Raw genomic sequence first — 24,017 nt, forward strand, 5'->3', positions numbered from 1 at the left:
TAGAGATTCATTTGCGAGATACACAAAGTCTTAAAGCCGCTTATGAAGCGGCTTTAAGCATGCTGTTATAGGTCTCTGCGATGCTGGCATTGACCACCGGCCCAGGTTTCATAAATAGCTCGATCATCGGCCAGCATCATCAAGGCAAAAAGCCGCTCCCCAAGCGTTGTGCAATGGCTTGCTCGTCGAGACAGTAATGGTGTCGCCCGAGTGTCGATGACGATGAAGTCGGCCTCCAGAGTAGGAGCCAGACGCCCAATATAGCTGTCCAAAGAGAGAGCTTTAGCGTTACCCAACGTTAAGCCATAAAATCCTTGCCATGCGGTAAGTGGTTGCCCGCCTAGTTGGCCCACCTGGTAGGCAGCTTTGAGCGTTGCAAAGCCTGATAGATCCGTTCCTGCGCCGATGTCACTGGCAAATGTAAATGCCATACCTGTTTGGTCGGCTGCTTCTCGGTCAAATAAACCGCTGCCAAGGAAAAGGTTGGAGCTAGGGCAAAAAGCAATGTTAGCGCCTCTATCCGCTAAGCGTTGACGCATGCCGTTAGTCAGATGAATGCCGTGTGCAAAAGTACTGCGAGGGCCTACTAAGCCTGCCTCTTCATAAACTGCTAGGTAGTCACGGCTGCCTGGGAAAAGTTCAGCTACCCAATCTAGTTCACCGCTATTTTCGGCTAAGTGTGTTTGTAGCCAAAGGCTTGAATCATTGCGTAGAAGAGCGCCGGCAGCATCCATTTGTGTCTTGGTCGATGTCGGCGCAAAACGTGGTGTTACGCTGTATCCCAACCGGCCATTGCCGTGCCAATCTTCAATGAGGCGCTCGCTATCTGCAATGCCAGATGCGCCGTCCATCAGCGCCTCTGGGCCATTGCGATCCATCAGCACCTTGCCAACGAGCATACGCAGCTGTCGTTTTTGGCAGGCTGTGAAAAAGGCATCTACCGAGCCAGGATGGCTAGAGCCAAAGACTTGGGCTGATGTAGTACCTGCTCGCAGCATTTCATCTAAAAACGCATTAGATAAAGCTTCAGCATGCGCATGATTGGCAAAGCGACACTCTTCCGGAAATGTGTAATCGTTTAGCCAGTCCAGTAGCTGTCGACCATATGATGCCATAATGTCGAGCTGGACATAGTGCACATGGGTGTCAATAAACCCAGGCATGATTAATTTATCGCGATAGTCCAGCACATGGCTACCCTCTGGCAGCGAGGGTGCTATCTCCGAAAAATGTCCTACGGCATGAATATGCTGGCCTTTTAACCAAAGTAATCCATCGCCATAGTGCTCGAGGCTACCCGGTTGTGGTGTGTCGCCGTTTCCAGGATCGCGTGCAAAGCTAATCAATTCGGCGCGAATAAGCGTATCGGTAGAGGAAATCATATCAACTCGTGGTAGTAGAGGATTCGTCAAATAGTGCTCGCAGCGCCTGAGGATCGAGGCCACGAGTGTCCTGTGGGGCAGGCGTGTCAGCCAGCCAGAGCAGCTCAGTGATCACAGTCAAAGCAATCGCATAGGGCGTCTTATTGCTCAACTTTTTACCATGAAGACAGCCGATGGGGCTGCGTACCCGCTGAATTTGTTCAGCGGTGTAATCATCACGTTGAAGGCGCCCACGGAAGCTTGCCCATTTGCTTTCAGAGCCAATTAACCCAATGGAACCTAGGTCATCTCGCTGAATAAGCGCTGCAATCAGTGCGTAATCTTCATCATGTTGATGCGTGAGTACCAGCGCATGTGCGCATGACGGCAGTTCGGCCACGCATTGCTGAGCATCATGTAGCGCTTGATAGGTCAGGCGAGGGTGACGTTGTGTGTTTTCACAAATATTATCAAAGGCATCACTGCGGCTGTCGTACCAATATAGCTGCCAAGGTAAGGGGGCGCTTAGCTTAACGATTTCACGGCCAACATGGCCTGCACCAAACACGGCAAGCATTGCTGATGACCCTGAAAAGGCTTCTAACAGTATGTTGACGAAACCGCCGCAGCACTGGCCGCTGCGTCCGCCTAATGAAAAGGCTTCTAAGCTGAGTCCGTAACACTGTTCTGCCAAGCGCGCACGTGCGGCAGCAATGGTTTGCCACTCAAACGTACCGCCGCCTAGCGTATCGAAGATAGCATCTTCGGTAATGATCATTCGAGCGCCAGGCTCACGGGGAGTCGATCCTGCACTGGTGATCTGGGTCGCGAGAACATGTGGTGTGCCTGTGCGCTGAAAGTAATCAAGCGCCGCATGCCATGTGTTGGCGATTTGTAGAGTCACAGCGCTTTCTTCCTAATCAAATTTGCCGCGAGCATGACGCGTTCAGGGGTTGCTGGAGTATCTAAATGAGGCGATAACTGGTAGTCCGTTAAGCTAGAAAGCGCATCGCGCAGCGCCGACCATACACAAATACCCAGCATAAAAGGGGGCTCACCGACGGCTTTGGAACGATAAAGGCTTGCCATGGAGTTAGGGTGGCCTTCCAGCAGGGCAACGTTAAAAACAGCGGGTAGGTCGCCAAAGGTAGGGATTTTATAGGTCGCAGGGCCATCTGTAACGAGCACACCTTTGTCGTTCCATTTTAGCTCTTCACTGGTTAGCCAGCCCATCCCTTGTATAAAGCCACCCTCTACTTGCCCCATATCAATAGCTGGATTCAGTGCTTCGCCCACGTCATGCAAGATGTCGACACGATCGACCTGATACTCGCCGCTGAGCGTATCCACGCTGACCTCGGCTACCGCCGCGCCAAACGCATAGTAGTAAAAGGGGCGACCCTGGCCGACTGAGCGATCATAGTGAATCAGCGGAGTGGCATAGAAGCCTTTTTCTGATAGTGAAATGCGATGGAGATAAGCCGTTTGAATCAGTTCACCCCATGGAATGCTGCGCTTACTTTCCCCGAAACCCGCGATCAGCATACCATCTGCCAGGCGCATGCCTTCACGGTCTAGTCCCTCAGAAAAGTGCTCGGTCGCAAAGTCAAAAAGGCGTTCACGCAGCTTGCTCGCCGCATCGCGTGCCGCCATGCCATTCAAATCAGCGCCGCTAGACGCAGCGGTGGGTGAGGTGTTGGGTACCTTGTCGGTACGTGTTGCGCTAATGCGCACATTGTCTAAATCAAGACCCAGTTCCCGGGCGACCACTTGGCAGATTTTAGTATGCAGTCCCTGGCCCATTTCGGTGCCGCCATGATTAATCATGACGCTACCGTCGGTGTATACGTGTAGTAGTGCACCGGCCTGGTTGAGGTGCTGGGCAGTGAATGAAATGCCAAACTTAACCGGAGTGAGCGCGAGGCCCTTTTTAATCACTGGGCTATTAACATTAAATGCGCTAATCGCTTTTCGGCGTGCCCAGTAGTCGCTGTCTTTTTCCAGCGTCTCGACCAGCGTATGCAAAAGCTGCTGCTGGTCGACTTGCTGGCCATAGTGGGTAACGTCACGACCTTTACGATAAAAATTGCGCTTGCGGATGGTTAGAGGGTCTTCGCCCACTTGGCGAGCGATATCATCCATGGCTGCTTCAATGATCATCATGCCTTGGGGGCCACCAAAGCCTCGAAACGCCGTGTTGGACGCCGTATGTGTTTTGGCGCGGTGTCCGGTTACTTTCACATCGCCAAGCGAGTAGGCATTGTCAGCATGAAACATCGCACGATCAACGATAGCGTCGGAAAGATCCGGTGAATACCCGCAGTCGCCAATAACGGTAATTTCACCGCCTTGGATAACCCCTTCCGCGTCAATCGCAAGCTTATAGCGATTATGGAAGGGGTGGCGTTTTCCCGTGGCGTGCATATCCTCGCGACGGGGCAGCCGTAAGCGAGTTGCTTTGCCAGTACGACGGGCGATGATGGCGGCAATGCAAGCCCATGGTGATGCCTGGGTTTCTTTTCCTCCAAAGCCCCCACCCATGCGGCGAACTTCGACCGTTACCGCATGAAAGGGAATGCCAAGCACTTCCGCAACGAGCTTTTGTGTTTCACTCGGGTGCTGGTTAGAGGTCTGGACAATCACGCCCTCATCTTCGGTTGGCAGCACAACGCAAGCTTGCCCTTCCAAATAAAAGTGCTCTTGCCCGCCGATGAACAGGTTGCCTTCGATGAGTTGCTCGGCATGATGTAAGGCTTGCTGCCAGTCCCCGCGCTCTTGTACGTGGGTTGGGCGCACAAATTCTTCGCGCTCGGTAGCCTCGACCGGATCTAGACGGGCAGGTTGTTCGTCAATATCAATCTTTGCGAGGATTACCGCTCGTCGGGCTGCTTGTAGTGACGTCGCTGCAACGGCAAACAGGCATTGGCCTGCGTAGCTAATGTTGGTATCAACAAAAATGGGGTCGCCAGGAAACACTGGCCCTATGTCAGTATGGCCAGGTACGTCGTGGAAGGTAATGACATCAATAACGCCTGCCGCTTGCTTCACTGCGTCGAGATTTAGCTTGGTCAAAGTGCCGTGCGCAATGGGGGACAAACCAAGAGCAATATGCAGCGCATCGGCAGGCGTTTTTAAGTCGTCGATATACGCCGCTTTTCCAGTCACGTGCTTCTCGGCACTTTCATGATAGCTAGGGTTGCCCGCTTGGCGTGAGCCCGTGTTGTCAACGGCATGGTTCTCAATGGTATGGCGGGCTAGCGGACCCGACCCTTGAATGTGGTCATGCAGTCCGCGGCGGGCGCGGCTGCTATCGCCATCCAGTTTAGTGAGCGTACGCATGGAGCATGACCTCCTGGTTGGGCGCTGAAAGCGTCAGGTAAAGCCGTTCCAGCAGGTTGGCAGCGGCCTGTTGACGGTAATGTTCGCTGCCGCGCACATCTCCCATCGGTTGAAAGTCGCTGGCGAGGGCTTGCTGGGCCGCTCTAAAGCCGCCTGGTGAAAGCGTTTGACCTTCTAATGCCGCTTCGCTGTTCAAGGCTCTCTTGGGCGTTGCGGCCATACCGCCAAAGGCAATGCGCACATCTCGCATAACGTCCTGTTCCAAGCGGTAGCTAAAAGCGCCAAGTACTGCAGATATATCATCTTCGCGGCGTTTGGATAGCTTCCACACCCGTAGTTGTTGGTTTTTAGCAGGTTGGGGAATGAAAATGCGAGAGATAACTTCATCTGCGGCTAATGCGGTTTTTTTATAGTCGAGAAAGAAATTCTCTAACGACAGACAGCGATGTCTTTTTGTACTGGCGAGCTCTACCTGGGCGCCTAATACCAGCAACACTGGCGGTGTATCACCGATGGGCGAGGCATTAGCAATGTTGCCACCGAGGGTTCCTCGGTTGCGAATCTGCTCAGAACCCAGCCGGTGTAGAAGATGAGCAAAGGCGGGGAAGTACTCTTTAAATAACGGATAAAGTCTGGAATAAGTGACCCCTGCGCCTATCCACCAGCCGGGCTGGCCCTCAAACGTTGTCTCTTCAATGATGAGAAGCTCGCTAACCCGGGAAATATCGATTAATTGATTAAGAGTTGCCAAGCGTTGAGTGGTTTCCAGCCACAGATCGGTACCACCCGCCACAAGACGTGCGTCAGGTGCTCGATGCCGTAGTTGTGTTAGTTCGACAAGAGACTCTGGCTGGGCAAAAAAAGAAGCGTTACCTTCTGAATCTATTGATAGCGTTTCACCTTTTTCTACAGGCAGCGCCGCGTCAAACCATTTGGGGCGCTCATAGGATATGTCATTCATACGTAACGCCGCATCGCGGATAGGGCGATAGCCTGTACAGCGGCACAAATTGCCACCCAGCGTTGCTTCAAGGCGCTCTTGAGATAGTCCTTGAGATAGTTCTTGAGATAGTTCTTGAAATAGCTCTTCAGATCTTCCTTGTGCTAGCTCCGGTGATAGCGGAGCAGAGCGTTGATGAATATCGTCATGCAGGGTAAAAAGAGACATGACAATGCCCGGCGTACAAAAACCGCATTGGCTGCCATGGCACTCAATCATTGTTTGTTGCGCCGGGTGTAGGTGCTTCTCTTTCGCCAATCCCTCAACGGTTACTAAATGCCGCCCCTGTAGTTGATGGGCTGGTGTAATACATGCATTAGCGCTATTAAACGTTTGCGTTCCAGTCGTTGATTCACCGATCGCCACGGTACAGGCACCACAATCGCCCGATGCACAGCCTTCTTTAGTGCCTGTTTGAGCCAAATGCTCGCGTAATAAGGTTAAAATACTCGTATCGGGTGAAACGTCACACCGCTGAAGGGTGCCATTGAGTAGGAACGCAATCGTTGCCATGACAAACTCCACTGTGATCGTATAGACCAGGATTGTGCTGACCGATCGGTCAATATGTATTGAGCTTGGGATAAAACATCTCACCTTGCAAGTGTTTGCTCACCGCACCACCTTGGGGCAGGCTGGTGTAAGATGTGACGTTTAAGTGCAGCCAATAACCCTGCCGAACAATGTGTTCCAGGTACGTTAGGCAATCATTTAAGGAACACGTTTGATGACCGCTGTATCTACCAGCTATGAAACTCCGAGTCGTGAAAAAATAGAGGCCAGTATTCTTACTGCCGCTGAGCTGGTCTTTTCTCAACACGGCTTTCGTGGCGCGAGTTTGCAAGTAATTGCTGATCAAGCCGGGCTTCCTAAAGCGAATGTCTTGTACTACATGGGAAGTAAGCAGGCACTTTATATGCGATTGCTTGACCGCATGATGCGCCGCTGGAACGAAGTCCTTGAAGACATTACTCCGGATAGTGATCCATCAACGGTACTCTCTGACTTTATTCGTACAAAAATGATACTTGGCCAGCGCTATCCAGCGGGATCAAAATTATTTGCGGCGGAAATTTTAGCGGGCGCGCCTTTTCTAAGTGATTATTTAGCCGGCGAGTTACGCGATTGGGTCGAGGCGCGCGCTGCTATCATTCGTCAGTGGTCTGCGCAGGGTAAAATGGATGCTGTGGATCCCCGGTGGTTAATTTTCTTAATCTGGTCAGCTACTCAGCACTACACTGAATATAGCGCCCAAGTTAGCGGCGTTCTAGGGCGAGATGCATTGACACCAGAGGACCTTGAGTCTATTTCCTGCTTTCTTGAGCACGTTATCTTAAAAGGGTGCGGCGTTATACAGGCCGGCTCTGGCGTCTCTTTGATGGATAAATGAACCTATCATGAGCGCCTTACCTATTGATCAGCATCTAGATTCTATTAAAACTGTTTTAGCCTCCAGTAATAGGCTAATGCTGATTGCTCAGCCGGGAGCGGGCAAAACAACGCGCGTTCCATTGATGCTACTAACGGCTGAGTGGGCGAAAGGTCAGAAGTTGCTTTTGTTAGAGCCGCGCCGTGTTGCCGCTCGTTTAGCCGCTAGCTTTATGTCTCAGCAGCTGGGTGAGCCGGTTGGGCAAACGGTAGGCTATCGCATGCGTGGCGACAGCTGTGTTAGCGCGCAAACTCGTTTAGAGGTAGTGACTCAAGGCGTGCTCACTCGAATGCTCCAGGATGATCCGCTGCTTGAAGGCGTTGCTGGCATCATCTTTGATGAATTTCATGAGCGCAGCGTCGATGCCGATGTTGGGCTGGCGCTGGCATTGGATGTTCAAGCCAGCATTCGTGACGATTTACGCCTGCTGGTGATGTCGGCAACGCTGGATGTTAATGCTCTTAAGCGAATTCTGGGCGATCAGGTTCCTGTCATAGAGTGTCAAGGTCGCCAGTATCCCGTAGTAACCGCTTATCGTCCTGGCCTGAGCGGTGAGAGTGATGCCAATCATACGCTGCGTGTTCTCAATGAGGCGCTTGCAATGCCAGGCACACAAGATGTACTGGTGATTTTGCCCGGCGTGGCGGAGATCAATCGCGTCGTTGCTGCTCTGAACAGCGCTATGCCTCTTATGGCGGTACGGCCGCTGCACGGAAGGATGAGTATTGCTGAGCAGCAGGCGGCCTTGGCACCGAGTGCATCGCAGCAGCGCATTATTGTTTCGACTGCCATTACTGAATCGAGTATTACCGTTGATGGAATGAACGTCGTCATCGACGGTGGCTTAGAGCGGGTACCTCTTTTTCATCCACGAAGCGGATTAACCCGACTCACGACGCGGCGCATTAACCGAGCGAGCGCTGATCAGCGCAGGGGGCGGGCTGGGCGGCAGCGTGAAGGGGCGTGTTTTCGGCTTTGGGCTCAAGAGCAGACGCTGGCGCCATACGGCGAGCCGGAAATCCAGCAAGCGGATCTTTCAGCCGTTGTGCTTGAGCTGGCCTGTTGGGGAGTCTCGTCGTCAGAGGATTTGCGTTGGGTCACACCGCCACCAAAAGGCGCTTGGTCTAGTGGTCAGGCGCTGCTGATACAGCTAGGCGTATTAGATCAATATCATAAGCTAACGCCGCTAGGTGCCCGTTGTGCCAAGTGGCCGGTAGCTCCCCGAATAGCCGCAATGCTAGAGCGCGCCGGTGATTTAAAAGCGCTGCCGCTGGCCTGTGGCTTGGCCGCACTGTTGGAGGGGCGTGAAACAGCGCAGAGTTCTCTGGCCGATGAATTAGCACAGCGGCTTCGCCATCCGAAGCGTTTCCCAAACTGGCAGCGTGAGGCGCTAAGGCTGGCTAAAAAAGCAGGCGTGCGCATTAGCGATGCGGTGCTAGAGCCCCTAGGGCCTCTTTTAGCGTTGGCCTATCCTGAGCGCATTGGCCAACAGCTAAGTCCTGGCCAATTTCGACTCGCCAATGGCAAAACGGCCACGCTGTCATTAAGTAATACCTTGGCGCATCAGGCATATATAGTGGCGATCGCGATCAATAGCGCGGCAAATGGTCCGGTGCGGATAGTAACCGGCGAGTCGTTGGCGCTAGCGTCACTGTGCTCCCTATATCCTGGCATTAGCCAGTGGCAGTCACGCGTGGAATGGTCGCAAGAGCAGGGCCGCTTAGTTGGTGAGGAAGTGCAGGCGCACGGTAGCCTTGTGATTGCCCGGCGGCCTCTAGCCCGCTTGCCCGAAGAGGCCGTGAAACAAGCGCTGTTGGGCGCGCTTCGACAGCAGCCCGGGTGGTTGCTAGGCGATCAGCTGCAGCAGCTGCGTGGGAGGATGTCACTACTGAGCGACAATATTGGAGCAGCGTGGCCGGATTGGTCGGAGGAGGCACTACTGGCATCGCTAGAAAGCTGGCTGGCTCCCTACTTGATCGGTATAAATCGGCTGAGTCAAATTGAAAAACTTCCGCTAGGGCGCTATTTGCTCAATACATTGACGTGGGAGCAGCAGCTTGAGTTTGAACAGCTAGCGCCGTTAGCACTCGATGTGCCCAGTGGTAAACATATTGGTTTGGATTATGCGCCTTGCCTTTCACAGCGCCCGCCAGTACTGGCTTTAAAGTTGCAAGAAGCGTTTGGTTGGCGGATAACGCCGACGGTGGCGAATGGAGCCGTTGCAGTGATGATTCATTTACTTTCGCCTGCGCGTAGGCCCGTGCAAGTCACCCAGGATTTAATCAGCTTCTGGCAAAATGGTTATCCAGATGTACGCAAGGAAATGCGCGGCCGATATCCCAAGCACCCATGGCCTGAAGACCCGCTAGCGGCACTTGCGACGTCGTATACTAAAAAACGAGGTCAGCCGTGAGCAGACCTCATTTATATTAGCCAAACTATGTTTATTCACTGCATATTTATTCACTGCGGGTGTCAGGGATTTCATCGGGAATGCGATAGCGTACGCCATCAGCTTGTTGCTCTTCATAGCGTTGATTTTCATCATCGGGTACCACACCAATGACGGTTTTCTTTGAGCCATCCGGCCAAGTATAAGTAGTGCAACCTGCCAACAATAAAAGCGGTGCAAGAGCTAAGCCGCTCTTAATACGCAGGGTAGGGCGACGCTTGATCATAAGGCACTCCATCGGGTGGCGCGATTCGTATAAGTTAGCGTCGATTATTACATATTTGAAGCTATAGATTGGCATCTGTCTGCATGTAAATGCACAGATTTCTTCCCTGATCTGCATATTATCCGCCTTGTTTGACTGTGATGCTGGCAGTCGGACATTCTGGCGTAGCGTAAGGGTTTTTATAAGCCTGTCTGTGGCCTGCCGGTGAGACTTATGGTGCCGTTAATATTCATCATTATATGCTATTAGCTTATTGGGGGTATAAGGGTGTACAATTTTCGTCAAGAAATTTACACGCTTAATGAGAGGTTTTATGAGCTCAACGGGGGCGTTAATTTTATTTGTGATGGCGCTTGCTGTCGTTATCGGTCTGTGCCTGTATGCATGGCGCTTGCGCAAAGAGGTTGGTCGCAGAGAAGCGTATCGACGCGATGAAGATAGCCGTGCGCTTCAGAACAGCTTAGAAAATCTCGACTATGTGGCGAGTGCATTAGTTCAGCAGCAAGTCGATATCACTGAGGGTGCATGGCGTTGTAAGGTACTACTAGAGATTGTTGACTCTAGCTTGGCTGAAAGGCCGGCATTTCAAGCGTTTAGTGAGCACTTTAATCGCACGCGACATTTGAACACTCACTCGGCTCGTCAGCAGCTGACAGCCCGTGAACGTATGCAAGAAGATAAAGAAAGATTAGCAGCAGAAGATGATATGCGAGAAGCAGTAGTGGCGGCGGCTAAAGCTGTATTAGAATGGCGGGCCAAAGGTGCAGATGTATTGCATTGAGATTATATTAAGAAGTATCAGTTTTGTGCGGCATGAGCCGCCAAAAGGCATCGCAAACTTTTTAGTGCCCATTGTGGCAATTTTGCTATGCTGAATGATGTCGGTATTGGCAAGAAGTTGATATCTTGGCATTGTTGCCTTCTTGCGCTTAAGCGTTAATGATAGGCACACCGTTTCGTTATGATTGAGTGCGCTGTACTTAGTAATGCGAAACAGGCGAAAAATGGATGCTCTCGCAAATAAGAAGCATTGGATAGATTTGGTCACTTAAGACCATTTCAGCATTGGATCAAGAAGGAGTTTTACATGAAAAAATCAACGACTGGCTTGCTAATCGGTTCCGCACTGGTAGTGGGTCTATCTGGCTGTGCCAGCTCGGCCTCTCAGTCTTCCGGCCAATCAAGCGCTAGCAGTGACAGCAGCTGGTACAACCACCCGTTTGTTTGCGGTTTGGCAGGCAGTGTTATCGCTGGCAGCATTGGCTATGCAGTTAGCGGCGATTCTGACGAAGAAAGTGGTGCCGCTACAGGCGCTGTTGTTGGTGGCGCTATTGGTGGTCTGCTGTGTGCTGATCGTACGCCTGAGCCTGTCGCTCCTCAGTGCCCTAGCTTCGGTGAAGTGCCTGCTGGCGTTGCAGTTGACGCACAGGGCTGCCCGCTAGATTCTGATGGTGATGGCGTGCCTGATTTCCGTGATCAGTGCCCAGGCACACCTGCTGGCGTAGAAGTTAACGCAAGCGGTTGCCCGCTTGATTCCGACAACGACGGTGTGCCTGACTACCGTGACCAGTGCCCGAACACCCCAGCAGGCGTAGAAGTTAATGCGCTGGGTTGCCCGGACAGCGTTGTACTCCAAGACGTTAACTTTGAATTCGACTCTGCAGAGTTGACTTCTAATGCACGTAACGTACTTAACGGTGTTGCTGAGCGTCTAGTAAACAACACCGACGTACGTGTAAGCATCGAAGGCCACACAGATTCTCGCGGCCCTGATGCGTACAACAAAAACTTGTCACAAGAGCGTGCTGAGTCTGTTGCGCGCTACCTAGCTAGCCGCGGCGTAGCTTCTAACCGCATGCAGTCTGTAGGTTTCGGTGAAGAGCAGCCAGTAGCCTCTAATGAAACTGAAGAAGGTCGCTTCCAGAACCGTCGCGTAGAATTGGACGAGTGGAAGTAATCACACCTATTTTTGCTGGTTTTGCTAATCGTAGATAGCGATTAGTCAGCAAGAGTTTGGTAAAGAAGCGGGAGGCCTTGGCCTCCCGTTTTTATTTTGAGGCAGCGCTCAGTCTGCTAGGCTGGCCGCTGTTTATATTGTTAAGCTAAGTGCCTCCCAAGACCATTGATAGCGATATGTGATCCTTGGTATGGATCACCACTGCGCTCAAGGAACCTGAATGCCTATTGTGACCCTGCCTGATGGCAGTCAAAAAACGTTTGAAGCGCCGCTAACCATTATGCAGCTTGCAGAATCCATTGGCCCTGGTTTGGCTAAGGCCTGCATTGCTGGAAAGATTGATGGTGTGCTGGTCGATGCTGCTGATTTGATTGAGCAAGATGCCCGCGTTTCTATTATTACTGCGCGGGATGATGAAGGCGTAGAAATAATCCGCCACTCCTGTGCCCACTTGATTGGTCATGCGGTTAAACAGATGTACCCGGCCGCCAAAATGGCCATTGGGCCGGTCATTGATGACGGTTTTTACTACGATATTGAGTTTGGTCAATCCATCACGCCAGATGACCTAGAAGCTATCGAAGCGCGCATGCAGTCTCTGATTGAGCGCGAGTACGATGTGGTGCGCGAATACGTAGATCGCGATCAGGCTATGCAGACATTTGTACAGCGTGATGAACCCTATAAGCAGGATATTATCAGCGCTATTCCCGATGACGCCTCCATTCGCCTTTATCATCATGAAGAATATACCGACATGTGCCGCGGTCCGCACGTGCCGAATACTCGCCATTTAAAGGCCTTTAAGCTAACAAAGCTTGCGGGTGCCTATTGGCGCGGTGACTCTGATAACACCATGCTTACACGTATCTATGGCACTGCGTGGGGCGATAAAAAACAGCTTAAAGCGTACATTAAGCGCCTCGAAGAAGCCGAAAAGCGTGACCACCGCAAGCTAGCCCGCCGACTTGACCTCTTCCATATGCAAGAAGAAGCGCCGGGCATGGTGTTCTGGCACCCCAATGGGTGGGCGCTATGGCAGCAGGTCGAGCAGTATATGCGTAATGTCTATAAAGAAGGTGGTTATCAAGAAATTCGCTGTCCTCAGATTATGGATGTATCGCTTTGGAAGAAATCAGGCCATTGGGATAATTACGCAGACGGTATGTTTTTTACCGAGTCTGAAAAGCGTGAGTATGCTCTTAAGCCGATGAATTGTCCTGGCCACGTTCAGGTGTTTAATTCCGGCTTGCGTAGCTATCGTGAATTACCCGTTCGTTTTGGTGAATTTGGTGGGTGTCATCGCAACGAACCCTCAGGTGCTTTGCACGGCATTATGCGTGTACGGGCCTTTACTCAAGACGATGGCCATGTTTTTTGTACCGAGGCTCAGGTTGAGCCCGAAGTCACTAACTTTCATCGTCAGGCGCTCAAGGTATATAGCGATTTCGGTTTTGAAGATATCGCGATTAAGATTGCGCTTCGCCCAGAAAAGCGTATTGGTAGTGATGACGTTTGGGATCGTGCCGAAGATGCACTGCGTAGTGCGCTGAAAGCTTGCGATGTTGAGTGGCAAGAGCTACCGGGTGAGGGTGCCTTCTATGGCCCCAAGATTGAATACCATATGAAAGACTGCTTGGGTCGTGAGTGGCAGGTGGGTACCATGCAGGTTGACTTCATGATGCCCGAGCGCCTCGGTGCCCAGTATGTGACCGAAGAAGGGCAGCGAAAGTCGCCAGTCATGCTGCACCGTGCTATCGTAGGCTCCATGGAGCGTTTCATTGGCATCCTGATTGAACATTATGCGGGGGCTATGCCATTATGGCTGGCTCCACAGCAGGCTGTCGTCATGATTATTACCGATTCACAGCGTGAATATGCGTTAGAATTGGAGAAACGCCTGCAAAAAAGTGGCTTACGTGTAAAAGCGGACTTGAGGAACGAGAAGATCGGCTTTAAAATCCGTGAGCATACGTTACAGAAAGTTCCTTACCTCCTTGTGGTAGGAGATAAGGAAGTCGAAGCTGACTCAGTGGCCGTACGAACACGTAGCGGCGAAAATCTCGGTACAATGACGGTCGATGAGTTTATTGAGCGCCACACCGCCGAGAGAGCAGCCCTGGCGACATCGTCAATTGCCTAAGGAGACGGAGCGATCAAGCGAAGCAACCAGCGAGGGCGTCCAGCAGATAAACGCCCACCAATGAACGAGCGAATCGTTGAAGAAGAAGTACGTCTTATCGGTAGCGACGGTGAGCAGTTAGGCGTAGTGCCTACCACCGAAGCGTTAGAGCGTGCTGAATCCGAAAGCTTAGATCTCGTGCAAATTTCAAATGCCGATCCCATTGTCTGTAAGATAATGGATTACGGTAAGTTCGTTTTTGAGAGCAAGAAGCAGAAAGCGGCTCAAAAGAAGAAGCAAAAGCAAATCCAGGTTAAGGAAGTTAAATTCCGTCCTGGCACCGATGAAGGCGATTATCAGGTCAAGCTGAAAAACCTGACGCGCTTTCTTGAAGGTGGTGATAAGGGCAAAGTCACATTGCGCTTCCGTGGTCGTGAAATGGCGCACCAAGACATCGGGCGTAAGCTGATGGAAAGGATTGCGGCTGACCTGGAAGAGATCGGTTTGGTAGAGTCTTTCCCGAAAATGGAAGGGCGCCAGATGATCATGATTATTGCCCCGAAAAAGAAGTGATCCAACGGCGATGCCAACGGGCCACCGATAACACGGTGGTCGGCCCTGGATTTTCTAAAAAATATCGAGCGGAGTATTCCTCATGCCGAAAATCAAAAGCAACAGCGGCGCTGCGAAGCGCTTTAAAAAGACCGCTAATGGCTTTAAGCATAAGCAGTCTTTTCGTAGCCACATCTTGACCAAGAAATCGACTAAGCGTAAGCGTCAACTGCGTGGTATGAAGCAGATTCACGCATCCGACAAAGCGCTTATCCAGCGTATGCTGCCGAATTTATAATTCGGGTTTTCGTTTTTCTGAGTGCACAATTTTTTTGCCTCAGCCTTAAAGTCAGGAGTGTGTTATGACTCGAGTTAAACGTGGCGTAGTAGCGCGTCGTCGCCATAAAAAAGTATTGAAACTTGCTAAAGGTTACTACGGTGCCCGTTCGCGTGTATTCCGCGTTGCCAAGCAAGCCGTTATCAAAGCTGGTCAGTACGCTTACCGTGACCGTCGTAACCGTAAGCGTCAGTTCCGCGCACTGTGGATCCAGCGTATTAACGCCGGTGCTCGCATCAACGGTATGTCTTATAGCCGCTTTGTTGGTGGCCTTAAGAAAGCTGGGATCGAAATCGACCGTAAAGTATTGGCCGATTTGGCAGTACACGAAAAGGCTGCATTTGCTGCCATCGTGGAAAAAGCCAAGGCTGCCCAATAAGGTAAATTGCACTGGGCACTTGCCCGTGTAACGTGCCTGAGGTCATTTCAGAGTGACCCATCCAGGGGAAGAGCAGCCGCTCTTCCCCTGTTTTTTTGCCACCTTCAACGTGCTACGCCATCTTCAGAGATGGACATCGCTTAATTCGGAGTGAAACGGATGGATCACCTTCCTACTCTGGTATCTGAGGCTCGCGACGCCATTCAGGCCGCGCAGAGTGTCGCTGCACTAGACGAGTTACGAGTAAGCTACTTAGGTAAAAAAGGTGAGGTAACTGCCTTACTGAAAGGCCTGGGAAAGCTGTCAGCAGAAGAGCGACCTGCTGCGGGTGAGCGTATTAACCAGGCTAAGCAAACGCTTGCCAGCGAAATTGATGCTAAACGCCAGCAGCTTGACAGTGCTGCGTTAAATGCGCGTTTGGCTGCGGAGAGCATCGATGTCACGTTGCCAGGGCGCAATCAGTCCCAGGGCGGTTTGCATCCGGTTACTCAAACGCTTGAGCGTATTGAAGGACTGTTTACACGCATCGGCTACGATGTGGCGATTGGGCCTGAAATTGAAGATGATTATCACAATTTTGAAGCCCTTAATATTCCGGCGCACCATCCTGCTCGTGGTATGGCCGACACCTTTTATTTTGATGCTACGCGGTTACTGCGTACTCACACTTCGCCAGTGCAAGTCCGTACGATGAAAGATTGCGAGCCACCCATTCGTATCGTCTGCCCGGGCCGTGTTTATCGCAGCGATTCAGACTTGACCCACACGCCAATGTTCCACCAGGTGGAAGGTTTGCTGGTCGACGAAGGGGTTAGCTTTGCAGATCTAAAAGGTACCATCGAAGATTTTCTGCAAGCATTTTTTGAGCGCGACGATCTCTCTGTACGTTTCCGTCCTTCGTACTTTCCATTCACTGAGCCTTCTGCCGAAGTGGATATTCAGTGCGTGATGTGTAGTGGTTCGGGCTGCCGCGTGTGTTCTCATAGCGGCTGGTTAGAGGTGATGGGATGCGGCATGGTGCATCCTGAGGTTTTCCGTCACGCAGGTATCGATGCTGAGCGCTACACCGGCTTTGCCTTCGGAATGGGGGCTGAACGTTTAGCGATGCTGCGCTATGGCGTTAATGACTTACGCCTGTTTTTTGAAAACGATCTGCGCTTTCTACGCCAATTCGCTTAAGACCGCTGCCGAATACAGGAAAAACCATGAAATTTTCAGAACAGTGGCTGCGTGAGTGGGTATCGCCGCAGCTTGATACGCAGACAATCGCTGATCAAATCACCATGGCCGGCTTGGAAGTCGACGCTATTGGAGCTGTGGCCGCTGCTTTTAGTGGCGTGGTGGTGGCAACGGTGTTGAGTAAAGAGAAACACCCTGATGCGGATAAGCTAAATGTGTGCACCGTTGACGATGGCTCCGGCGATCCTGTTCAGGTAGTTTGTGGTGCCGCCAATGTTGATGTAAACCAGAAAATTGCCTTTGCTCAGGTGGGTGGTGTGCTGCCGGGCGACTTTAAAATCAAAAAAGCGAAACTGCGTGGCGTTGAGTCGCGCGGGATGATTTGTTCAGCCTCGGAGCTGGGGCTTGAAGAAGATACGTCGTCTGGCATCCTGGTGCTGTCGGCATCAGCGCCCGTGGGTGCCGATTTTAGAGAGTATATGCACCTCAATGATATGACTATTGAGGTTGATCTGACGCCCAACCGAGGTGACTGCTTAAGTATTAAGGGGTTGGCGCGCGAAGTGGGTGTACTTAACCGTTTGGCGGTTAATGGGCCAGAAATCACGCCGGTGGCTGCCGATATTGACGATAATTTTGCTATCAGTGTCGAGGCGCCAGAGCAGTGTCCGCGCTATATTGGTCGCGTTATTAAAGGCATCAACGTGCAGGCTGAAACGCCGCTCTGGATGGTCGAGCGTTTACGTCGTAGCGGCGTGCGCTCCATAGATCCCGTGGTCGACATCACTAACTACGTGATGCTGGAGTTGGGGCAGCCGCTGCACGCTTTTGATCATGATAACCTGCAAGGCGGCATCGTTGTGCGTATGGCCAAGCCTGGCGAGCGTTTAACGCTGCTTGATGGCAGTGACGTGGCGCTGCGGTCTGAAACGCTAGTGATTGCTGATCATTCCGGTCCGTTAGCGATGGCAGGTGTGATGGGCGGAGAAAACTCTGGCGTTAATGAAAATACGCATACTATTTTCCTTGAGTCTGCTTTTTTTACACCGCTTGCTATTGCTGGCCAAGCGCGTTCTTACGGGATGCACACCGATGCGTCACATCGCTTTGAGCGCGGCGTCGATCCGCAGTTAGCGCCGCTAGCCGTTGAGCGGGCAACCCGGCTGCTTATTGATATCTGTGGTGGTCAGGCCGGGCCGGCGATTGACGTGCAAAGTGCTGGCAATATGCCTGAACAGCGATCGATAGTGTTGCGCAGTGCTCGTTTGGAAATGGCGCTTTCCAAGTCGCTTGATCGCGATGACGTGACCGATATTTTGCAGCGTTTAGGGCTAAGTGTCAGTCTGGATGAGGGGAACTGGAACGTGGTTGCGCCCAGTTGGCGCTTTGATGTTGCCATCGAAGAGGACCTTATTGAAGAAGTTGCGCGAATTCACGGCTACAACAATCTGCCGGTACGTCGTCCTGCGGCACGCTTAGCTTTGCGTTCTGCTGATGAGGCCACGCTCACCACATCACAGTTACGCCGCCAGATGGTTGCTCGGGGCTTCCAAGAGGCGATCACCTATAGTTTTGTTGCCCCTGAGCTGCAGGCCGCTATTTTGCCTGACGCTGTTTCTCCTGTGCTCGCTAATCCTATCTCGGCTGATTTGTCGGTAATGCGCGCGAGCTTGTTCCCAGGTTTAGTGCGTGCCATGGAATACAACCTTAACCGCCAGCAATCGCGGGTGCGTCTTTTTGAAACCGGTCTAGTATTTAACGGTGAGCTGGATGCATTGTCGCAAGTGCCGATGCTAGGTGCATTGGTCTGTGGTGCGCGGGAACCAGAGGGCTGGAGCGGTGCTAAAGCGCGTGTTGATTTTTACGATTTGAAAGGCGATTTGGAAAGTTTGCTGGCATTGGGCGGTGAGTCAGGCGCTTGGCGGTTTGAGCCTGCAGAGCATCCTGCACTTCATCCAGGGCAAAGCGCTCAGCTATTGTATAACGCCAAGCCGGCAGGTTGGGTTGGTACTCTGCACCCGCAGGTTCGTGCAACGCTGGGCTTAAAGATGGATGCGGTGTTGTTTGAGGTGCGTCTGGACGTTCTAAGCCAGGGTCAGATTGCAGCGTTTGAGCCGTTATCGCGTTTTCCTGAGGTGCGTCGCGATCTCGCGTTTATACTGAGCGATGCAACGCCCGTTCAGGCACTGCTTGACTGTACTAAGCAGAATGCCGGTGATTACTTGCAAAATATCAAACTATTTGATGTTTATTCGGGCAAGGGCGTCGCTGATGGATACAAGAGTATTGCGTTGGGCTTGACCTGGCAGCATCCATCGCGCACGCTAAACGATGAAGAAATCAATCAGTTGGTCGATTCAATCGTGACACAAGTGCGTGTCGAACTTGATGCTGAGCTGCGCGGCTGATAATAACTAAGGTTACGCTACGCCGCTTATCACGTTCTTGGCAATGCGTTTGCTGCTGTGTTTGCCTCAATGAAAAGGAGAAGCCCTATGGGTGCGTTGACCAAAGCAGAGCTGGCTGAACATTTGCATGCAGAGCTAGACCTGTCTAAGCGAGAAGCGAAGGCTATGGTCGAAGCTTTTTTTGAAGAGATTCGAGCCTGCCTGCGTGAGAATGAGCAGGTAAAGTTATCGGGTTTCGGTAACTTTGATTTGCGTGATAAGCGAGAGCGTCCTGGACGGAACCCTAAGACCGGTGAGGAAATTCCAATTTCTGCCCGGCGCGTGGTGACCTTTCGGCCAGGCCAAAAGCTCAAGCAACAAGTAGAGCACTATTTAGGTGCAGAGTGATTTTCCTGCACCTGAGCTTGTCGCCAAACCTTGCTCGTTAAATATACGCTTTTAAAATACAGAAATGAGCGCTTCTTGAGCGCTCTTTTTTTTGCTTGGATATCGTGGTGAAAGGGCTTTTCTGCGTTGTCTTGGCTGAGCGCGCTGGGGCGTATTTCATTTTATCTGGCCATGTTAATATTTGAGCGAATTCATCGGGTATCTGCCGACTTGATGGTGGGTACTTTTAACAGGGGAGTGACGATGCCGAAGCTGAATATTCTCGTGGGTACAATGTATGGCGGCGCGTTAGATGTTGCAGAGCAGGTAAAGCCGCTTTTTGAGCAGGCCGGTTACACGGTGACTATTTCTGAACAGCCAGCCTTGATTGACATTACCGAAAGTGACGCTGATTTGGCGCTATTTTGTGTATCAACAACGGGCAGTGGCGATTTTCCCGGTAACTTTGTTCCTTTTGTTCGTCACCTGCGCGATCAAAGCCCATCGCTCTCATCGTTGCGCTACGGTTTAATTGCGCTGGGCGATAGCTCCTATGGCGATACATTTTGTGGCGCAGGCAGAGCGTTAGACATGCTGCTAGAAGATCATGGTGCTACTCGGTTAGGTGAGCGGTTAGACATCGATGCGATGGAAACATTTATGGCCGATGATGCTGCCATTCCCTGGGTTGAAGAGTGGATTGTTGCTCAGCAGTTGAAGGTAGATTAAGTAATGCAGCGAGCCCCTACCTCACCGGAACGTATTAGCGTAGCGCTGGGTTTATGTGTGCTGATGCTGGCGGCACTGCCGCGCTATCTAGCCGGTGGTCACGAAACGCGTCAGATTCTGATCGTAGCTGCTTTCACCTTGGTGGCTGCGGCGGCTATCGTGCAGTGGCGAATGCTGTCATCCACTGCACGCCAAAAACTGCCTGCATTGCTCAAGCGTCTTGTTGTTATGATGCTCTTCGGAATGGTCGCCATGGGGTGCTGGCATGCGCTATTTACGGACTGGATCAGTTGGCAGGTGTTTATTTCCCATGGCGCGACCCTGGGCGTGCTCATGCATACGCTGAGCCTGTGGTGGAAGACAGAGCGCCAGGCAGAATAGTTTTGTCGGTAAAGATTGAAAAATTCGCTGCAAGAGGTACAAAGCAGTAGAATGGTACAGATTACGTAACATGGAGCTAATAACGGCCTTAAATACGTTCTAAAGCACTTAATTGCTCACGTATTGCCTTGTTTTTAAAATCACTGCCCCCATGTTGCGAGCATGGCGCTTGCGACCATGCGTCGGGGTTCTTAAAATTGCCCCCTTGAACTTATTACATGCAATCAACACAACGCCAAGCCGTTAGAGGACAATTCATGCAAGTTTCTGTCGAGACGACCTCCCAGATCGAACGCCGTATTACTATTCAAGTGCCGGCGGCCGAAATCGACGAGGCTGTTAGTGCTCGCTTGAAAGACACCGCGAAGAATGTTCGTTTGAACGGCTTTCGCCAGGGTCGGGTGCCGATGGCTGTCGTTAATCAGCGTTACGGCCAAGATGCGCGCAATGAAGTAGTAAACGAAGTGATGCGCGAACGCTATGTGCGTGCCATTACTGATGAAGGCCTAAATCCAGCGGGTTTCCCGAAAATTGAGCCTTCCGTCAACGAAGCCGGTAAAGATTTAGAGTTCGTTGCGGTAATGGAAATCTATCCGGAGATAGAGCTGGCTTCCATCGAAGGGACTGACATTGAGCGTCCTGTCGTTTCAGTTAGCGATGCCGACGTTGATGAAATGATCGATACGCTGCGCAAGCAAAATGCAGCTTGGGAAGAAGTTGATGCCGCTGCTGCGGATGGCGATCAAATCACTATCGATTTCCAAGGCTTTATCGGTGATGAGCCGTTTGAAGGCGGCAACGCCGAAGGTCACTCGCTGGTTATCGGTTCAAACAGCTTCATTCCCGGTTTTGAAGAGCAGCTGATTGGTGCTAAAGCCGGCGAAGATAAAACGCTTAGCGTTACTTTCCCTGCTGATTACCAGGCAGAGCATTTAGCCGGTAAAGAAGCGACGTTTAAAGTGACGGTTCATAAGGTCAGCAGTCAGAAACTACCTGACGTTGACGCTGAGTTCATCGAACGCTTTGGCGTTGAAGACGGCGACCAGGAAAAATTCCGCGCTGAAATCAAGAAAAACATGACCCGTGAAGCGTCGCAGGCCGTTGATAATCGCGTTAAGCAGCAAGTGCTTGATGCGCTTAAAAATGTCAATGACATCCCTGTGCCTAGCGGCTTAGTCCAGCAAGAAACGGACGGCATGAAGCGTCAAGCTGCGCAACAGTTTGGTTTGGGCGAAGACTTTGATGTCAGCCAACTGCCGAATGAGCTTTTTGAAGAGCAGGCTAAAGGGCGCGTTCAGGTTGGCTTGTTGCTGGCTGAAGTTATTAAGGCTAATGAGCTTGATGCTGATGATGATGCAATCAAAGCGAAAGTGGCCGAGCTTGCTGAACAGTACCAAGACCCTGACGAGGTTGTCAGCTATTACATGGGTAACGAGCAGCTGAAAACCCAGGTTAAATCTGCCATTCTCGAAGAAAAAGCGGTAGCCAAGCTGCTTGAATCAACGAACGTGAAAGACGTAGAAATGTCGTATCAGCAAGCCCTTGCCGCTGCGCAAAAGCAGGCAGAGCAAGATGAGGGTGCTGAAGAGGAAGGCGAGCAAGCTAGCGCCTAACACCCTGGAACGTGGCGCACCCATTTCGGTGCGCCTTTCCCTTCCCGGACGCAAGGAATCACCTGAATGAGTGAGTTCGATATTCAAAATGCCGGCGGTTTAGTGCCCATGGTGGTTGAGCAGAGCGCCAAAGGGGAAAGAGCCTACGACATTTATTCACGCTTGTTGAAAGAGCGTGTCATTTTCCTGGTAGGGCCTGTAGAAGATTACATGGCTAACTTGGTCGTCGCGCAACTGCTGTTCCTAGAGTCAGAAAATCCGGATAAAGACATTCACCTGTATATCAATTCACCGGGTGGGTCGGTCACTGCAGGTATGTCGATTTACGACACTATGCAGTTTGTTAAGCCCGATGTGTCTACCGTCTGCATTGGCCAGGCGGCCAGTATGGGCGCACTGCTGCTAACAGCAGGGGCAGCAGGAAAACGTTATTGCTTGCCTAACTCGCGAGTGATGATTCATCAGCCGCTAGGTGGTTATCAAGGCCAGGCGTCTGACATCGAAATTCATACCCGTGAAATTCTTGGTATTCGCGAGAAGCTGAATCAAATTCTTGCTCATCATACGGGGCAGGATATTGAAACCGTTTCGCGTGATACAGACCGCGATAATTTCATGAGCGCCAATAGAGCCAAAGAGTATGGCTTGATTGATGCAGTGCTGGATAAGCGGCCTACATCCTGATAGCGTGATAGGATTCTGCTTTTCTAACGAGCTTTTTCGGCGGCGTTAGCCGCCGCAGTGACAGAGGTATACGAATGGCCGACGGCAAAGGCAAGGACGAAGGTGGCAAACTGCTGTACTGCTCGTTTTGTGGCAAAAACCAAAACGAAGTACGTAAGCTGATTGCGGGCCCGTCCGTCTATATCTGCGATGAGTGTGTCGACTTATGTAATGACATCATTCGCGAGGAAGTTCTCGAAGCCGATGCCGAGAGCGACGAGGAGCGTTTACCTACGCCCCGCGAAATACGTCATACTCTGGATGATTACGTCATTGGGCAAGATCGCGCCAAGATGGTGCTATCCGTAGCGGTATATAACCACTACAAACGCCTGAAAACAGATGGACGCGACGGTGATGTTGAACTAGGCAAATCAAATATTCTGCTGATTGGACCTACTGGTAGTGGTAAAACGCTGTTGGCAGAAACCATGGCGCGTCTATTGAATGTGCCGTTTACTATCGCTGATGCAACAACGCTAACGGAAGCCGGCTACGTCGGTGAAGATGTTGAAAACATTATCCAAAAGCTGCTGCAGAAGTGCGATTACGATGTCGAAAAAGCCGAGCGCGGCATCGTTTATATCGATGAAATCGACAAGATTTCACGTAAATCTGACAATCCTTCTATAACGCGGGATGTGTCGGGTGAAGGCGTTCAGCAGGCGCTGCTCAAATTGATTGAAGGGACTACTGCGTCAGTGCCTCCGCAGGGTGGCCGCAAGCATCCTCAGCAAGAGTTTGTCCAGGTCAACACGAGTAATATTCTGTTTATCGTCGGCGGTGCATTTGCAGGCCTCGATAAGGTTATTCGTGACCGTGCGGAGAAAGGCGGTATTGGTTTCAATGCTGCGGTTAAGAGCAAAGAGTCTTCTCGTGGCGTGGGCGAGCTTCTCGCTGACGTTGAGCCAGAAGATCTGGTGAAATTCGGTCTGATTCCTGAGTTCGTAGGTCGTTTACCGATTATTGCAACGCTGATGGAGCTGACCGAAGATGCATTGGTACAGATCCTTACCGAGCCGAAAAACTCGTTGATCAAGCAGTACGCTAAGCTGTTCGACATGGAAGGCGTAACGCTTGAGTTCAGAGACGAAGCATTGCGTGCGGTTGCTGAAAAAGCCATGGAACGCAAAACAGGTGCACGCGGACTACGCTCTATTTTAGAGTCGGTACTGCTGGACACTATGTATGAAATCCCATCGCTTGAAGGCGTCAGTAAGGTGGTCATTGATGGCTCAGTCATTGCGGGTGAAAGTGAACCTCTGCTGATCTACTCTCAGCAAGAAGAAGCCCTTGTTGACGGCACGGATGGCTAATGCGTTAGTCAAGTGTCGTGGCCCAGCTTAACCGCTTGCGCTAATCCAAGGGGTCGCCTAGGCGGCCCCTTGTTTTTATGAAGCGCTGTTGTGAAGTGTTACTACGTAGTCTGCTCAATGCGAATGCTTAATTAGGCAAGCGTTGTTA

Annotated in this window: 21 protein-coding genes; 16 read left to right on the forward strand and 5 right to left on the reverse strand. The window is 51.5% G+C overall.

All coding sequences use genetic code 11. The features are described from left to right. Positions 1 to 65 precede the first annotated feature (65 nt). From guaD to xdhA, 4 genes are read right to left on the reverse strand one after another with little or no spacing between them, the layout of a single operon-like run. Entirely contained in the window at positions 66 to 1,382 is a 1,317-nt protein-coding gene (gene guaD / locus ACT3RP_RS07575) for a guanine deaminase (protein WP_483393566.1), read from the reverse strand. A 1-nt stretch (position 1,383) separates the two neighbouring features. Continuing rightward, the gene (gene xdhC, locus ACT3RP_RS07580) at positions 1,384 to 2,265 is read right to left on the reverse strand and encodes a xanthine dehydrogenase accessory protein XdhC (RefSeq protein WP_096279821.1); all 882 of its coding nucleotides are present in this window, start codon (positions 2,263 to 2,265) and stop codon (positions 1,384 to 1,386) included. Further along, on the reverse strand, positions 2,262 to 4,700 hold the full coding sequence (gene xdhB, locus ACT3RP_RS07585) for a xanthine dehydrogenase molybdopterin binding subunit (protein ID WP_483393567.1): 2,439 nt from the start codon (positions 4,698 to 4,700) through the stop codon (positions 2,262 to 2,264). Before xdhB ends, xdhC begins: the two co-directional genes overlap by 4 nt. Further along, entirely contained in the window at positions 4,684 to 6,213 is a 1,530-nt protein-coding gene (gene xdhA, locus ACT3RP_RS07590; protein WP_483393568.1) for a xanthine dehydrogenase small subunit, read from the reverse strand. The genes xdhB and xdhA overlap by 17 nt, the downstream gene beginning before the upstream one ends. 214 nt (positions 6,214 to 6,427) lie before the next feature. On the opposite strand from xdhA, the gene ACT3RP_RS07595 reads away from it, so the two are divergent. Together ACT3RP_RS07595 and hrpB are read left to right on the forward strand one after the other, a co-directional pair. Beyond that, positions 6,428 to 7,090, forward strand: a complete 663-nt coding sequence (locus ACT3RP_RS07595) for a TetR family transcriptional regulator C-terminal domain-containing protein (RefSeq protein WP_483393569.1) — start codon at positions 6,428 to 6,430, stop codon at positions 7,088 to 7,090. A gap of 7 nt (positions 7,091 to 7,097) precedes the next feature. Then, the gene (hrpB, locus tag ACT3RP_RS07600) at positions 7,098 to 9,542 is read left to right on the forward strand and encodes an ATP-dependent helicase HrpB (RefSeq protein ID WP_444672616.1); all 2,445 of its coding nucleotides are present in this window, start codon (positions 7,098 to 7,100) and stop codon (positions 9,540 to 9,542) included. 46 nt (positions 9,543 to 9,588) lie between these two features. Here hrpB and ACT3RP_RS07605 read toward each other — a convergent pair whose 3' ends face one another. After that, positions 9,589 to 9,807, reverse strand: coding sequence for a hypothetical protein (locus tag ACT3RP_RS07605; RefSeq protein ID WP_096279829.1), 219 nt, complete (start codon positions 9,805 to 9,807; stop codon positions 9,589 to 9,591). 313 nt (positions 9,808 to 10,120) lie between these two features. Here ACT3RP_RS07605 and ACT3RP_RS07610 point away from each other — a divergent pair, with 313 nt between their 5' ends. The 14 genes from ACT3RP_RS07610 to clpX all read left to right on the forward strand — a co-directional run bounded on the left by ACT3RP_RS07610 (position 10,121) and on the right by clpX (position 23,869). After that, positions 10,121 to 10,588 carry a DUF2489 domain-containing protein gene (locus ACT3RP_RS07610; RefSeq protein ID WP_096279831.1) on the forward strand — a complete coding sequence of 156 codons (468 nt, stop codon included), beginning with the start codon at positions 10,121 to 10,123 and terminating at the stop codon, positions 10,586 to 10,588. Positions 10,589 to 10,894: 306 nt separating this feature from the next. Beyond that, positions 10,895 to 11,764 carry an OmpA family protein gene (locus tag ACT3RP_RS07615; RefSeq protein WP_096279833.1) on the forward strand — a complete coding sequence of 290 codons (870 nt, stop codon included), beginning with the start codon at positions 10,895 to 10,897 and terminating at the stop codon, positions 11,762 to 11,764. Between the two features lie 220 nt (positions 11,765 to 11,984). Continuing rightward, positions 11,985 to 13,907, forward strand: a complete 1,923-nt coding sequence (thrS, locus tag ACT3RP_RS07620) for a threonine--tRNA ligase (RefSeq protein WP_441685560.1) — start codon at positions 11,985 to 11,987, stop codon at positions 13,905 to 13,907. Between the two features lie 60 nt (positions 13,908 to 13,967). Next, positions 13,968 to 14,459, forward strand: coding sequence for a translation initiation factor IF-3 (infC, locus tag ACT3RP_RS07625; RefSeq protein WP_141393037.1), 492 nt, complete (start codon positions 13,968 to 13,970; stop codon positions 14,457 to 14,459). An 82-nt stretch (positions 14,460 to 14,541) separates the two neighbouring features. Beyond that, complete coding sequence (gene rpmI / locus ACT3RP_RS07630; RefSeq protein ID WP_009724291.1) at positions 14,542 to 14,736, forward strand: 50S ribosomal protein L35; 195 nt, start codon at positions 14,542 to 14,544, stop codon at positions 14,734 to 14,736. Positions 14,737 to 14,800: 64 nt separating this feature from the next. Further along, a complete protein-coding gene (gene rplT, locus ACT3RP_RS07635) occupies positions 14,801 to 15,154 on the forward strand; it encodes a 50S ribosomal protein L20 (protein ID WP_078087679.1) in 354 nt (117 codons plus the stop codon). A 159-nt stretch (positions 15,155 to 15,313) separates the two neighbouring features. Then, positions 15,314 to 16,333, forward strand: coding sequence for a phenylalanine--tRNA ligase subunit alpha (gene pheS / locus ACT3RP_RS07640; RefSeq protein WP_096279839.1), 1,020 nt, complete (start codon positions 15,314 to 15,316; stop codon positions 16,331 to 16,333). Positions 16,334 to 16,359: 26 nt separating this feature from the next. Then, on the forward strand, positions 16,360 to 18,741 hold the full coding sequence (gene pheT, locus ACT3RP_RS07645) for a phenylalanine--tRNA ligase subunit beta (protein ID WP_096279842.1): 2,382 nt from the start codon (positions 16,360 to 16,362) through the stop codon (positions 18,739 to 18,741). Positions 18,742 to 18,828: 87 nt separating this feature from the next. Beyond that, positions 18,829 to 19,128, forward strand: coding sequence for an integration host factor subunit alpha (locus ACT3RP_RS07650; RefSeq protein WP_096279844.1), 300 nt, complete (start codon positions 18,829 to 18,831; stop codon positions 19,126 to 19,128). 243 nt (positions 19,129 to 19,371) lie between these two features. Beyond that, positions 19,372 to 19,836 carry a flavodoxin gene (locus ACT3RP_RS07655; protein ID WP_096279846.1) on the forward strand — a complete coding sequence of 155 codons (465 nt, stop codon included), beginning with the start codon at positions 19,372 to 19,374 and terminating at the stop codon, positions 19,834 to 19,836. A gap of 3 nt (positions 19,837 to 19,839) precedes the next feature. Next, positions 19,840 to 20,217, forward strand: a complete 378-nt coding sequence (locus ACT3RP_RS07660; protein WP_483393570.1) for a hypothetical protein — start codon at positions 19,840 to 19,842, stop codon at positions 20,215 to 20,217. 257 nt (positions 20,218 to 20,474) lie between these two features. After that, complete coding sequence (gene tig, locus ACT3RP_RS07665) at positions 20,475 to 21,830, forward strand: trigger factor (protein WP_096279850.1); 1,356 nt, start codon at positions 20,475 to 20,477, stop codon at positions 21,828 to 21,830. 66 nt (positions 21,831 to 21,896) lie between these two features. Further along, positions 21,897 to 22,514 (forward strand): ATP-dependent Clp endopeptidase proteolytic subunit ClpP, encoded by a 618-nt coding sequence (clpP, locus tag ACT3RP_RS07670; protein WP_096279853.1) that lies wholly within the window; start codon positions 21,897 to 21,899, stop codon positions 22,512 to 22,514. Positions 22,515 to 22,588: 74 nt separating this feature from the next. After that, positions 22,589 to 23,869, forward strand: a complete 1,281-nt coding sequence (gene clpX, locus ACT3RP_RS07675) for an ATP-dependent Clp protease ATP-binding subunit ClpX (protein WP_096279855.1) — start codon at positions 22,589 to 22,591, stop codon at positions 23,867 to 23,869. The last annotated feature ends 148 nt before the right edge of the window (positions 23,870 to 24,017 follow it).

The organism is Halomonas sp. AOP5-B2-8 (assembly GCF_052376475.1).
GTDB lineage: Bacteria > Pseudomonadota > Gammaproteobacteria > Pseudomonadales > Halomonadaceae > Vreelandella > Vreelandella casei.

Coding starts and splice junctions, on each gene's coding strand:
- ACT3RP_RS07595 (WP_483393569.1), top strand. CDS start 6,428: ATGACCGCTGTATCTACCAGCTATGAAACTCCGAGTCGTGAAAAAATA.
- clpX (WP_096279855.1), top strand. CDS start 22,589: ATGGCCGACGGCAAAGGCAAGGACGAAGGTGGCAAACTGCTGTACTGC.
- xdhA (WP_483393568.1), bottom strand. CDS start 6,213: ATGGCAACGATTGCGTTCCTACTCAATGGCACCCTTCAGCGGTGTGAC.
- clpP (WP_096279853.1), top strand. CDS start 21,897: ATGAGTGAGTTCGATATTCAAAATGCCGGCGGTTTAGTGCCCATGGTG.
- ACT3RP_RS07605 (WP_096279829.1), bottom strand. CDS start 9,807: ATGATCAAGCGTCGCCCTACCCTGCGTATTAAGAGCGGCTTAGCTCTT.
- ACT3RP_RS07660 (WP_483393570.1), top strand. CDS start 19,840: ATGCAGCGAGCCCCTACCTCACCGGAACGTATTAGCGTAGCGCTGGGT.
- tig (WP_096279850.1), top strand. CDS start 20,475: ATGCAAGTTTCTGTCGAGACGACCTCCCAGATCGAACGCCGTATTACT.
- xdhB (WP_483393567.1), bottom strand. CDS start 4,700: ATGCGTACGCTCACTAAACTGGATGGCGATAGCAGCCGCGCCCGCCGC.
- rplT (WP_078087679.1), top strand. CDS start 14,801: ATGACTCGAGTTAAACGTGGCGTAGTAGCGCGTCGTCGCCATAAAAAA.
- infC (WP_141393037.1), top strand. CDS start 13,968: ATGAACGAGCGAATCGTTGAAGAAGAAGTACGTCTTATCGGTAGCGAC.
- thrS (WP_441685560.1), top strand. CDS start 11,985: ATGCCTATTGTGACCCTGCCTGATGGCAGTCAAAAAACGTTTGAAGCG.
- guaD (WP_483393566.1), bottom strand. CDS start 1,382: ATGATTTCCTCTACCGATACGCTTATTCGCGCCGAATTGATTAGCTTT.
- ACT3RP_RS07650 (WP_096279844.1), top strand. CDS start 18,829: ATGGGTGCGTTGACCAAAGCAGAGCTGGCTGAACATTTGCATGCAGAG.
- ACT3RP_RS07655 (WP_096279846.1), top strand. CDS start 19,372: ATGCCGAAGCTGAATATTCTCGTGGGTACAATGTATGGCGGCGCGTTA.
- pheT (WP_096279842.1), top strand. CDS start 16,360: ATGAAATTTTCAGAACAGTGGCTGCGTGAGTGGGTATCGCCGCAGCTT.
- pheS (WP_096279839.1), top strand. CDS start 15,314: ATGGATCACCTTCCTACTCTGGTATCTGAGGCTCGCGACGCCATTCAG.
- hrpB (WP_444672616.1), top strand. CDS start 7,098: ATGAGCGCCTTACCTATTGATCAGCATCTAGATTCTATTAAAACTGTT.
- ACT3RP_RS07610 (WP_096279831.1), top strand. CDS start 10,121: ATGAGCTCAACGGGGGCGTTAATTTTATTTGTGATGGCGCTTGCTGTC.
- rpmI (WP_009724291.1), top strand. CDS start 14,542: ATGCCGAAAATCAAAAGCAACAGCGGCGCTGCGAAGCGCTTTAAAAAG.
- ACT3RP_RS07615 (WP_096279833.1), top strand. CDS start 10,895: ATGAAAAAATCAACGACTGGCTTGCTAATCGGTTCCGCACTGGTAGTG.